Source organism: Aquipuribacter hungaricus, assembly GCF_037860755.1.
In the GTDB taxonomy this organism is placed as follows: Bacteria; Actinomycetota; Actinomycetes; order Actinomycetales; family JBBAYJ01; genus Aquipuribacter; species Aquipuribacter hungaricus.
In genome coordinates this window covers 1-11,671 of record NZ_JBBEOI010000111.1, presented here as the reverse complement: position 1 = coordinate 11,671, position 11,671 = coordinate 1, and the positions used below count along the sequence as shown (strand labels likewise).

At 77.1% G+C, this 11,671-nt stretch carries 9 protein-coding genes and 1 pseudogene; 6 read left to right on the top strand and 4 right to left on the bottom strand.

Going from position 1 to position 11,671, the window contains the following annotated elements; translation table 11 throughout:
- Window positions 1-80 precede the first annotated feature (80 nt).
- A pseudogene (locus WCS02_RS12200) lies at window positions 81-458 on the top strand (hemerythrin domain-containing protein); the annotation flags it as partial.
- A 234-nt stretch (window positions 459-692) separates the two neighbouring features.
- On the opposite strand, the gene WCS02_RS12195 reads toward WCS02_RS12200, so the two are convergent.
- Window positions 693-1,352 (bottom strand): maleylpyruvate isomerase N-terminal domain-containing protein, encoded by a 660-nt coding sequence (locus WCS02_RS12195; protein ID WP_340293526.1) that lies wholly within the window; start codon window positions 1,350-1,352, stop codon window positions 693-695.
- Window positions 1,353-1,521: 169 nt separating this feature from the next.
- On the opposite strand from WCS02_RS12195, the gene WCS02_RS12190 reads away from it, so the two are divergent.
- Window positions 1,522-2,667 (top strand): glycerophosphodiester phosphodiesterase, encoded by a 1,146-nt coding sequence (locus tag WCS02_RS12190; protein ID WP_340293523.1) that lies wholly within the window; start codon window positions 1,522-1,524, stop codon window positions 2,665-2,667.
- A gap of 62 nt (window positions 2,668-2,729) precedes the next feature.
- Here WCS02_RS12190 and WCS02_RS12185 read toward each other — a convergent pair whose 3' ends face one another.
- Window positions 2,730-4,310, bottom strand: a complete 1,581-nt coding sequence (locus WCS02_RS12185; protein WP_340293521.1) for a glycoside hydrolase family 43 protein — start codon at window positions 4,308-4,310, stop codon at window positions 2,730-2,732.
- Between the two features lie 128 nt (window positions 4,311-4,438).
- On the opposite strand from WCS02_RS12185, the gene WCS02_RS12180 reads away from it, so the two are divergent.
- From WCS02_RS12180 to WCS02_RS12165, 4 genes are all read left to right on the top strand, one after another.
- Entirely contained in the window at window positions 4,439-4,762 is a 324-nt protein-coding gene (locus WCS02_RS12180) for a YciI family protein (protein ID WP_340293519.1), read from the top strand.
- A gap of 68 nt (window positions 4,763-4,830) precedes the next feature.
- Window positions 4,831-6,510 carry a bifunctional 3'-5' exonuclease/DNA polymerase gene (locus WCS02_RS12175; RefSeq protein WP_340293516.1) on the top strand — a complete coding sequence of 560 codons (1,680 nt, stop codon included), beginning with the start codon at window positions 4,831-4,833 and terminating at the stop codon, window positions 6,508-6,510.
- A 141-nt stretch (window positions 6,511-6,651) separates the two neighbouring features.
- The gene (locus WCS02_RS12170; protein WP_340293513.1) at window positions 6,652-6,810 is read left to right on the top strand and encodes a hypothetical protein; all 159 of its coding nucleotides are present in this window, start codon (window positions 6,652-6,654) and stop codon (window positions 6,808-6,810) included.
- Between the two features lie 125 nt (window positions 6,811-6,935).
- Window positions 6,936-8,831 carry an acyl-CoA dehydrogenase family protein gene (locus WCS02_RS12165; RefSeq protein WP_340293510.1) on the top strand — a complete coding sequence of 632 codons (1,896 nt, stop codon included), beginning with the start codon at window positions 6,936-6,938 and terminating at the stop codon, window positions 8,829-8,831.
- Window positions 8,832-8,978: 147 nt separating this feature from the next.
- Here WCS02_RS12165 and WCS02_RS12160 read toward each other — a convergent pair whose 3' ends face one another.
- The gene (locus WCS02_RS12160) at window positions 8,979-10,394 is read right to left on the bottom strand and encodes a malectin domain-containing carbohydrate-binding protein (RefSeq protein ID WP_340293507.1); all 1,416 of its coding nucleotides are present in this window, start codon (window positions 10,392-10,394) and stop codon (window positions 8,979-8,981) included.
- 261 nt (window positions 10,395-10,655) lie between these two features.
- Window positions 10,656-11,507, bottom strand: coding sequence for a DMT family transporter (locus WCS02_RS12155; RefSeq protein ID WP_340293528.1), 852 nt, complete (start codon window positions 11,505-11,507; stop codon window positions 10,656-10,658).
- Window positions 11,508-11,671 lie beyond the last annotated feature (164 nt).

The window sequence follows — 11,671 nt, the reverse complement described above, 5'->3', positions numbered from 1 at the left end:
CCGGCAGCACGGGGGCGGCGACCAGCGCGGCGGCGGCGGCGAGCGCGACCAGGGCGCGGGCGGGGGTCTGGCGGTGGGTCATGGGGGCTCCTCGGGGGTCGGGAGGCCATGGTCGGCAGAGCGCGCCCGGTCCCGCCACCGGAAGCCTTCCCCGGGGGCCCGCGGACGCCTACGGTCCTCCGGTGCCGTCCGACCTGCCGCGCCTGCACGCCTGGGCGCAGGAGCTGCAGGAGGTGCACCGGCGGCTGCGCGACGCGGTGGACCTGGCGCGCGAGCAGCTGGAGGGCGGCGGCGACGTCGACCCGCCCACGCGCGACCGGCTGCTGTACTGCTGGGGGTTCTGCCGGGCGCTCGGCGGCCACCACGGGGCCGAGGACCGGGTGCTGTTCCCCCGCCTGCTGGCCGCGCGCCCGGAGCTGCGCCCGGTCGTGGACCGCCTGGTGCAGGACCACGCCATGGTCGAGCAGCTGCTCGGCGCGCTGGAGGCCGCGCTCGCCCGCGGCGACGGGCCCCGGGCGGCGCTGCGGCACCTCGACGGCATCGGCGCGATCATGAGAGCCACTTCCGGTACGAGGAGAAGCAGCTGCTCGGGGTCCTCTCCGTGGCCGGGCTGCTCGACGACCTCGCACCGGCCGACGTCCTCGGCCCGCTCGCCTGAGCGTCCCGACGGCGCAGGGCAGGCGGTCTGGCAGTCAGGCGAAGACGGGGAAGCGGTCGACGACCGTGCCGAGGGCGAGCCGGTCGGCGGGGGTGAGCGCCTCGCGCCCGGTGCCGCGCCGGGCGGCGGTCGCGTCGTCCCAGTCCTCCGGCAGCGGCTGGCCGGCGAGCTCGGTGACGACCCGGCGAACCTCGCCCAGCGGCCCGCGGCGCGGACCGGGCCGGTCGATCCGCTCGACGAGGTCGAGGTGGTGCACGCAGGCCTCGACGACGAGCGTCGACAGCAGGGCGTCGACCCGCAGGACGTGCCCCTGGGTCCGCACCAGCGCCCCGGGCGAGACGCGGCCGGCCAGGACGAGGACCGCGTCGGTCGTCTCCCGGTAGGTGGCCGCGAGCACGCCGACCCCGCCGGCCAGGCTGGCGGCGGCCCGGGTCCGCCAGCGGTCGTCCGCCGCCTCCTCGGCGCTCTGCTGCCACGACCGCCAGTAGCCGACGGCGTCGCTGGTCGCCGGCGGGTCGGCGGGCGTGGCCAGCGCCACCAGCCCGCGGCGGACGTCGGCGACGAGGTGCTGCGCGAGGTCGAGCACCGCCCAGCCGGCGCACCCGGTGGGCTGGGCGGCCTCGTCGTCGTCGAGCGCGAGCAGCAGCCCGGACAGGTCGCCGTAGGCGGTGCGCAGCAGCTCGCGGGCGTCCACGGGCCCAGCATGCCCAGCCCTGGCCCTGGGTTCGACCCCTGGCGGGCACCGAGCCGTCAGCCGTCGTTCACCCGGGGAGCGTTGAGTGTTTCCCCGGTCACTGCCTTGACTCGGACCGTCCGCGCCCCGCACCCGTGGGGCGGGGCCGATCCCTCCCGAGGAGAGCACCGTGCGCGCACTGGCCAGGGTCGTCGCCCCGATGACCGTCCCGATCGTCGCCCTCACCACCCTGCTCGTGGGCAGCGTCCCCGCCGGGGCCGAGACCCTCGGGCGCCCCGAGCGTCCGGTCCGCCCGGAGGAGCCCGCCGCGGGCCCGCTGGTGTTCGGCCACCGCGGCGCGAGCGGGTACCGCCCGGAGCACACGCTCGCCTCCTACCGGCTGGCCGCGCAGATGGGCGCGGACTACGTCGAGCCCGACCTGGTCTCCACCAAGGACGGGGTGCTCGTCGCCCGCCACGAGAACGAGATCTCCACGACGACCGACATCGCGACCCGCCCGGAGTTCGCAGACCGGCGCACGACCAAGGTCGTCGACGGCATCAGCCTCACCGGCTGGTTCACCGAGGACCTCACGCTCGCCGAGCTCAAGACCCTGCGGGCGGTCGAGCGCATCCCGCAGGTGCGCCCGGAGAACACCCTGTACGACGGCCGCTACGAGGTCCCCACGTTCGACGAGGTGCTCGCGCTGGTGCGCGAGGAGTCCCGCCGCCAGGGCCGGACCATCGGGGTCGCCCCGGAGACCAAGCACCCCACGTACTTCGACTCCATCGGCCTGTCGATGGAGGAGCCCCTGGTCCGCTCCCTGCACCAGGCCGGCCTGCGCTCGCCGCGCTCGGCGGTCGTCGTCCAGTCCTTCGAGACGGGCAACCTGCAGGAGCTCCGCCGGATGACCCGCGTGCCGCTCGTGCAGCTGGTGGGCGGCACCGGCGCCCCCTACGACTGGGTCGCCGAGGGCCGCACCGACACCTACGACGCCCTGCTCACCGACGAGGGCCTCAAGGAGGTCTCGACCTACGCCGACTGGATCGGCCCGGACAAGAACCGGGTCGTGCCGCGCACGCCGGCCGGCACGCTCGCCGCCCCGACCGACCTCGTGCAGCGCGCGCACGACGCCAACCTGCAGGTGGTGCCGTACACGTTCCGCAACGAGAACACGTTCCTGCCGGCGGAGCTGCGCCGCGGCACCGACCCGGCCGCGTACGGCGACGCGTTCGCCGAGTACGCCCTGTTCCTGTCCCTGGGCGTGGACGGGCTGTTCAGCGACAACCCGGACACCGCGGTCGAGGCGCGGGACGCCTTCGTCGCCGGCGGCTGACCCCGTCCTGAGGTCCCCGGGGGCGGCGGCCGGCCGCCGCCCCCAGGGGGCCCGCAGGTGCCTCAGCGGGCGTCGAGGACGACGTCCGCCACCCGCGCGCCGCCGTCGAGGCCGACGACGTGCAGGGCCTCGGCCCCCGTCCCGGAGCGCAGCGTGACGAGCTCGAAGCCGACGCCGTCCACGTCGACGACCTGCTCGCCGAGCTGCACCCGGGCCCGCCCCGCGACCGCGACGGAGCACTCGACCGGGCCGGACCCGCCCCAGGCCCAGCTGCGCCGCGCCGGCGTCCCCAGCACGTGCTCGCCGTCGTCGTCCAGGTGCGAGTGGACCGTGGAGCGCAGCACCTCCGCCCCCGCGAGCCCCGGGCGGGCCGGCCCGCGGCGGGTGGCGACGAGCGCGTCGTCCACGCGGACGGTCATGGTGCTGCCGTCGGAATCGACCTCGAGCAGGTGCTCGTGGTGACCGCCGAGCCCGACCCGGAGCCCGTCGACGTCCACGTGCTCGCCGCGGACCCAGGCCCGCAGCGCGAACGCCTCGACGGCCGGGTCGTGGACCGCGGACGGGGGCACCGGCTGCCGGTCCAGCGTCGCGCTGGTCGGTCGGCGGCGGCCGCGCCCCACCTGCGGGCCGTCACCGGCCCACCAGAGCCGGTCCAGGTGCACCTTGCGCCCGAAGCCGTCGGCGACGTACCCGTGGTAGACCGCGTACGGCGTGACCCCGTCCGGGGCGACGGTGACGCAGTGGTGGCCGGGCCCGCTGATCTCCCCGCTGACGAACACCGGCTGGGAGGAGGTCTTCTCCCACGGGCCGGTCAGCTCGTCGGCCACGCTGACGCCGACGGCGTACCCGTCGCCGCCGAAGAAGCCGCCGGAGTACATCTGGTAGTACCGGCCGCGCCGCTTGAGGGTGAAGGGCGCCTCGTTCCAGTACTGCTCGCCGCCCGGCCCCGCCTCCCAGTCCTGGCTGGGGTAGGCCACCTGGACGGGCCGGCCGAGCAGCCGCCCGTCGGGGCCGACCCGGTCCACGACGTTGCCGCAGCCGAGGGCGCCGTCGGCGTGGCGGGTGTCGTCGTTGCGGACGTTGTAGAACAGCCAGCGGCTGCCGTCGTCGTCGGTGAACGGGTGCGCGTCGATGGACCACTCGGCCACGAGCGGCTCGTCGTCCCAGACGTAGGGGCCGAGCGGGCCGGGGGCCCGGGCCACGCCCTGGCGGCGGAGCATGTCGTCACCGCCGTCGGCCCCGTGGGCCTTGCCGGCCGAGGCACGGCCGACGCCGGGCGAGGTCGCCGCGACGTACATGACGAACCGGCCGTCCTGGTAGACGACCTCGGGGGCCCACAGCTCGACCTGCGCCCAGTGGCCCTCACCTGCCCCGGTGAGGACGGTGCCCGCCCACTCCCAGCGCACCAGGTCGTCGGAGCGGTAGGCGTCGATCCCGCGGGGGCCGGAGTGGAACAGGTAGTACTCCCCGAGGTGCTCGAGGACGTAGGGGTCGCCGTGGTCGGCCTTCGGACCGCCGTCCAGGACGGGGTTCGAGAACTGCCCGGGCTGCCCGGGCTGCCGCGACCCCTCGGCGGGGGCCGCGGGTCGCGGGGCGGGGGGGCGGGTCGGGCGGTCGGACGGGAGCGAGGCTCTGCGTGTCACGAGACGGCACAACGACGGCCGCACGCGCGTGTTCCCGCCCCCGCCGACACCGTCGCGATGACTTGTGGCACGTGCACGGGTCTGCCCCCCGACGGGCCGGACGGGCCCGCGCGCCCCGAGGAGGACCCGTGCGCTTCATCATGTTCGTCGCCCGTGACGACCAGCCCGACACCGACCTGTCCGACGGCCCGGACATCGACACCTGGGTCGAGGAGACCGACGGCCGCGGCCAGCGGGTCCTCGGCGACGTCCTGGAGCCGGCCCGGACCGCCACGACCGTCCGGGTGCGCGACGGGGTCACCGCGCGCACCACGGAGACCGTGACCGACGAGGTCCTGGGCTTCGACGTGCTCGAGTGCGCGGACCTGGACGAGGCGGTGGCCGTCGTCGCCGCGCACCCGATGGCACGCTCGGGCCGGATCGAGCTGCGCCCGTTCGCGGACCTGGGGTAGGCCGGGCGCGGGTGGCCCCGGTGCCTCCCGCACCGCGGCAGCGTCGGGCCGGGCGGCAGGATGGGCGGGTGGTCGACGCCGTCCCCCCGGCGCCCCCTCGCCACCTCGTCCTCGTGCGCCGCCCCGACGACGGGGTCGACGAGCTCGGCGGGGTCGACGTGGTGGAGCAGGTCGGCTCCGCGACGCTGTCCACCACGCACGTGGCCGCCGCCGACCTGCCGGGCTGGGTCGCCGCGCAGGAGCCGTCGCGGCCGCGCTGGACCTGGGACTGCACGACCCGCTGGTACCCGGACCTGCTGCGCGCGGGGGTCCGGGTCGCGCGGTGCTGGGACCTGCGCCTGACCCACGACCTGCTGCGCGGCTCCCCCCTCGCCGCCCCCGCCGTCGGCGCCACCAGCGGGGCCTGGGACGCGCTGCGGGCGGCGGCACCCGACGGCGGCGCGCTGTTCGACGGCGAGGACCTGCTCGGCCTGGACCCCGTCGCCGAGCTCCGCCGGCAGCAGGACGCGCTGCGCGCCGCCGACCACCGCGGCCTCGGCCTGCTCGTCGCGGCGGAGTCCGCGGGGGCGCTCGTCGCGGCGGAGATGACCTCCGCCGGCCTGCCCTGGCGCGCCGACGTGCACGCGCAGGTGCTCACCGGGCTGCTCGGCCCCCGCCCTCCCGCGGGCCGCCGGCCGGTCGTCCTCGAGCGCCTCGTCGAGCAGGTCCGCGACGCGCTGGGCGCCCCCGGCCTCAACCCCGACTCCCCCGGCGCCCTGCTGGGCGCCCTGCACGCCGCGGGGCTCCCCGTCGAGGACACCCGCTCCTGGACGGTCGAGCGCCTCGACCACCCCGTCGCGGAGCCGCTCCTGGCGTACAAGAAGCTCGCCCGCCTGCTCTCGGCCAACGGCTGGCAGTGGCTGGACACCTGGGTGCAGGACGGCCGGTTCCGGACCGACTTCCTCGTCGGCGGCGTGGTCACCGGGCGGTGGTCGGCACGCGGCGGCGGCGCGCTCATGGTGCCCGCCCCGCTGCGGGCCGCCGTCGTCGCGGACGAGGGCTGGCGGCTGGTGGTCGCCGACGCCGCGCAGCTGGAGCCGCGGGTGCTGGCCGGGATGAGCGGGGACCGGGCGATGGCCGCGGCGGGCCGGGGCCGGGACTTGTACGAGGGCATGGTCGCCAGCGGTGCCGTGGCCACCCGCGCCGAGGCCAAGGGCGGGATCATCGGCGCGATGTACGGCGGCACCCGCGGCGAGAGCGGACGCATGGTCGAGCGGCTGGGACGCCGCTACCCCGCCGCGTTCGCCCTCGTCGAGGACGCGGCCCGTGCGGGCGAGCGCGGCGAGGTCGTCCGCACCCTGCTCGGCCGCGGCTCCCCCGCCCCCACCGGCACCTGGACGGAGCCGGCGGGCGAGGAGCACCGCGCCGAGGAGGCCGCCGGCCAGGCACGCCGGGCGTGGGGGCGGTTCACCCGCAACTTCGTCGTCCAGGGGACGGCCGCGGAGTGGGCGCTGTGCTGGATGGCCCTGCTGCGCGACCGGCTGTGGCAGGCAGGGCAGGCCGCGGGCGGCGGGCGGCCGCACCTGGTGATGTTCCTGCACGACGAGGTGCTCGTGCACACGCCGGAGACGGTGGCCGACGACGTCGCCGTGCTCGTCCGGGAGACGGCCGCCGAGGCCGGCCGCCTGCTGTTCGGCGACCCCCACGACGCGGCGCCCGACTTCCCGCTGGACGTCGCCGTCGTCCGGTCCTGGGCCGACGCCGGCTGACGGTCCTGGGCCGACGCCGGCTGACGGGTCCTGTGCCGACGCCGGCCGACGGGGTCCGGCCGGGCCGCCGCGCGGCCGGTCGCCGCGGCTACGGTCGACCCGGTCGGGCGCACCGTCCGGCCGCCGACGGAGGAGCCCACCATGAGCGAGCAGCAGGACAGCCACGACCCCGCCGCGCAGGCGCCGGACGCCCCGGTCGCCCCGGTGGCGCCCCCGGTGCTCGAGGAGGACCAGGACGTGCCGCCCCGGCCCGAGGAGGAGCTCGTCGACGAGGTCCGCACGGAGCGCGACGGCGGCTGAGCGCGTCGGTCCGAGGGGCCGTCCGGGGGGCGTCGGGACCGGCGGCGGGGACGCTCCTGGTCACCTCCGGGTCCGTAGGTTACCGTTGGGTAACCTACGCAGGCGTAACCCTGAGGAGTGCCACCGTGAGCGACCCCGCGACCCCCACCGGCGCCGATCCGCTGCTGCTGCGGCGCGTCCTCGACGGTCGTCACCACGTGCTGCGCGAGGAGATCCGCCTCGCCCACGCGGCGGGCTGGTTCACCCCCCGCCAGCACGCCGACGACGAGGCGCACCGGGCCTGGGTGGCGGCGGCGATGCACGAGGTCGCCCGCACCCCGCACCAGCTGCTCGGCTTCCCCGCGGGCGTGGGCGGCGGCGACGACGTCGGCGCCTCCGTGGCGGCCTTCGAGATGCTCGCCCTCGGCGACCTGTCGCTCACGGTCAAGGCCGGCGTGCAGTGGGGGCTCTTCGGCGGTGCCGTCCAGGCGCTCGGCACGCAGGCCCACCACGAGCGCTACCTGCCCTCGATCATGGACTTCTCGCTGCCCGGCTGCTTCGCCATGACCGAGTCCGGCCACGGCTCCGACGTCCAGGGGCTGCGCACCACGGCGGTGTACGACCCGGCCGCGCAGGAGTTCGTCGTCCACACCCCCGACGCCGGCGCCACCAAGGACTACATCGGCGGCGCGGCGCGCGACGGCCGGCTGGCCGTCGTCTTCGCCCAGCTGATCACCGGCGGGCAGGAGCACGGCGTCCACGCCCTGCTCGTCCCCGTCCGCGACGCCTCCGGTGCCCCGGCCCCCGGGGTGACGATCGAGGACTGCGGGCGCAAGGCCGGTCTGGCCGGCGTCGACAACGGCCGGCTGCGCTTCGACCACGTCCGGGTCCCGCGCGAGGCGCTGCTCGACCGCTACGCCCAGGTCGCCCCCGACGGCACCTACACCAGCCCCGTCGCCTCCCCCGGTCGCCGGTTCTTCACCATGATCGGCGCGCTGGTCCGCGGCCGGCTGAGCATCTCCGGCGCCGCCCTGAGCGCGACGAAGGTCGGCCTGGACGTCGCGGTGCGGCACGGCCAGGACCGGCGCCAGTTCACCGACCCCGCCACGGGCGAGGAGGTGCGCCTGCTCGACCACCCCTCGCACCGGCGGCGGCTGCTGCCCGCCGTCGCCCGCGCCTACGGCTGGACGTTCGTCCAGGCCGGGCTCGTCGACCGGCTGCAGGAGGCCCACGCCGGCCGGCTCGACGAGGCCGCGACCCGGCTGCTGGAGACCGACGTGGCGGCGGTCAAGGCGGCCACCACGTGGGAGGCCGCGCGCACGCTGCAGACCGCGCGCGAGGCGTGCGGGGGCGCCGGCTACCTGACGACGTCCCGGCTGCCGGAGCTGCGGGCCGACACCGACGTGTTCACCACGTTCGAGGGCGACAACACCGTGCTCGTCCAGCTGGTCGCCAAGAACCTGCTCACCGGCTACGCCGCCGGCGCCCGCGGCCGGCTCGGCGCCGTCCGCACCGGGGTGCGCTCTCTGCTGTCCCGGGCGGGCGACCGGGTGCGCGTGCCGCTGCGCACCGACGTGCTCGACCCCGCCCGCCAGGTGGCGCTGCTCACCGCGCGGGAGGAGCACGTCCTCGACGGGCTGGCCCGCCGGCTCCGTGCGGCGGTCGCGGGCGGTGCCACGCCCGCGGCGGCGGCGTCCGCCGTGCAGGACCACATGCAGGTGCTCGGCCGCGCGCACGTCGACCGGCTGCTGGTCGAGGCCCTCGACGAGCGGGTCCGCGCCTGCCCGGCCGGCCCGACGGCGGACCTGCTCGCCCGGGTGCGCGACCTGGCCGTGCTGTCCCGGCTGGAGGAGGACATGTCGTGGTTCCTCGCCCACGGCCGGCTCGGCCGCTCCGACGCCAAGGCCGTCACCCGGCACGTCGACCGGCTCTGCACCGAGCTGCGCCCCGACGCCGTGGCGCTCGTCGACGCGTTCGGCATCGACCCCTCGTGGTCCCGCCGGGCGGCGGCGGTGGACGCCGACCAGGAGCTGGCCGCCTGAAGGTCGCTCTCGGTCCGGCCACGGCGCCGGGTCCGTGACGCCGACGACCCCCGGCAGGGGCTGCCGGGGGTCGTCGGTGCGGTGCTCGGGGGTCGTAGGACGGAGGCCGCGCCTGGGGTCCTGCGCGGTCCCGTCCCTGGGTGGGGCTCAGGCCAGCGGCGGCAGCACCGTGACGTCGGGCCAGTCGGTCGCCCGCTCCCACAGGGTGCGGGTGGCGGTCTTGCCGGGCGAGGGGGTCACCCAGACGTCGTGCACGGTGATCGGGACCGAGCCCGCGCCGGTCCGGGCGCCGGACAGCCACATCAGGTAGGCGCTGCCGTCGAAGTCGCCCTCGAGGTAGACGTCGCGCAGCTCCCACTGGCCCAGCGCCCCGGTGCCGTGGCTGTAGGGCTGGAGGACGAGGCCCTGGTAGTGCAGGTTGCGGGCGTCGAAGCCGTCGATCCGGAGCCGGTGCGGCCCGTTCCAGGCCTGCAGGGCGTCGCCGCCGATGTGGCCGCTCCCGTCGGTACCGGGCAGCCCCTGGACCTCGTCCATGACGATGTCGCGCAGCTGGACGGTGAGGGTGCCGCGCTCGGCCTTGGAGTCGATGTTGATGCCCTCCCAGATGTTCGGGCCGGCGCAGCGGAGACCCTCGACGTGGACCGTGCGCGGGGCCTGGGCGGTGGTGTTGCCGTGGATGTACAGGCAGCGGTTGCGGTCCGCCTCGCCGCCGACGCCCAGGACGTGGCGGGTGCTGTAGTTGATGGTGCCGCCGATGCTCACGACGTTGCGGCCGCCGTTGATCTGGTAGCCGCCGGCGCCGTCGAGCTCGCCCGCGGGCCACCGGACGAGGACGTCGCGGTCGGCCGGGGCCTTGAGGACGCGGCTGGTGGGGCTGGGCACCCAGACCAGGGGGTCGACCAGCGCGGGCGCGCCCCAGGTGGGCTCGGGGGTCGTCGGGACGGGCTTGACGACCCGGCCGGGCTCGGCCGGCTCGGTCGGGCCGCTCACGCCGACCGGGGCCACGACGATGCCGGAGACCACGGCGGAGTCCGCGGTGGCGGTGAAGTCCAGGTCGAGGGTGCCGTCGAGGACCTCCACCCGGCCCGTCACGCGGTGCGCCACGTCGTGGCCGGCGACGGCGTGCAGGTCCAGGCCGGACACCAGCGGCCGTCCCTCGGCCGTGGCCGAGAAGACCCGCTTCCCGTCCGCGGTCCAGTAGGTCTCGGCGCTGAGAACGGTGACGTCGTAGGTACCGGGCAGGACCGGGATGTCGTAGCCCGCGGGGGCGACGCGGCGTGCCTGGAACAGCGGGCTCGACGTGGTCCCGGTGACCCTGTCGCCGCTGTAGCTGGTGCGGCCGCCGACGAACCAGCGGTCGGCCTGCCAGAACTCCCCCTCGAAGGTGCCGGCGACGCCGCCGGAGTTGATTCGCACCGTGGGCTGGACGGCCGGCGGGGTGACCGGCGTGGTGGCGAGCGCGGCGGGTGCGGTGACGGAGGCCCCCAGGAGCATGCCGAGGGCGACGACGGCGGACCCCAGCAGGGGAGCCGGACCAGGACGACGGGACGGGGAGGTGGGCATGACAGACAGATCGACGTCCGCCGGAGGCACCCTGAGCGGGGTCCGGCGCCGGCCACGCCCCCGGGCCAGCCCCGGTCGCCGCCCGTGACGCCGGGCACCGGGCGGCAGCCCCCGCACGGACGAGAGGGGCCCGCGCCCGGCACGCACCGTCCGTCGTGCCCGGTCCGCCCGGTCTGTCCGCGCCAGCCGGTCACGCCCCGTGCTCTCCGGGGGCCGCGCGGCCGGGAAGACCCTGTACCGACGGGGCTCGCGGTGGCCCGGTCAGCCGGTGCCGTGACGGCGCGTGAGCGCGACACCGCCGAGCACGAGCACCACACCGGCCAGCGCCCCCGGCTCGATGGCCTCGTCGAGCAGGAGCGCACCGAGCACGAGGGCGACGACGGGCAGCAGGTACGCCACCCCGGCCGCGACGACCGGCCCGTCGTCGCGGACCAGCCGGTACAGCAGCACGTACGCGGCACCGGTGCCGCCCAGCCCGAGCACCGCCAGCGCGACCACCGCCCCCCACGGCAGCGCCGCCCCGTCCGGGACCTCGACCGGTCGCGACAGCAGCCACGGCACCCCCGGGAGCAGCAGCGCCGTCGCGACGAGCAGCTGGCACGCGGCGAGCGCGGTCCCCGGCAGCCCGCGCGAGGTGAGCCGGGCCGCCACGTGCACGTAGCCGACGCCGTAGGAGGCCGCCCCGGCGAGGGCGAGCAGGGAGCCGACGAGCGTCCCGGCGGGGTCCTGCCAGGGGGCGAGCACGAGCACCGCCCCGGCCAGGCCGACGAGCAGCCCCGCGACCTGGGCCGCCGAGGTGCGCCGCTGGTAGCGCGTGACCAGGGCCGCGGCGAGCGTCCACAGCGGCGTGGTGGCGTTGAGCGCGCCCGCGCGGCCGGAGGGGATGCTCTGCTGCGCCAGCGCGAACAGGGTGAACGGCACGACCGTCGCCAGCAGGGCCGCGACGACGAGCGGGCCGAGCAGCGAGCGGTCGGCGAGCAGCGGCCGGACGCGACCGGCGCCGACGACGGCCACCAGGAGCCCGGCACCGAGCACGAGCCGCCCGGCCGTCACCTGCAGCGGCGAGAACGCCTCCAGCGCCAGGGCGATCCACAGGTAGCTGCTGCCCCACAGCAGCGCCAGGGCGCCCAGCCGGAGCAGGCCGGCGGGTCCCGGCGACGCGGGCGCCCCGACGGGCGCGCCCGCGCTCAGCAGGTCCGCCCGGTGCTCACCCGCCGATCACGCCGAGCAGCAGCGGGAGCGGCGCGAGGCACGCGGCGGCGCCGGCGACGGACGCG

Coding starts and splice junctions, on each gene's coding strand:
- WCS02_RS12170 (WP_340293513.1), top strand. CDS start 6,652: ATGAGCGAGCAGCAGGACAGCCACGACCCCGCCGCGCAGGCGCCGGAC.
- WCS02_RS12160 (WP_340293507.1), bottom strand. CDS start 10,394: ATGCCCACCTCCCCGTCCCGTCGTCCTGGTCCGGCTCCCCTGCTGGGG.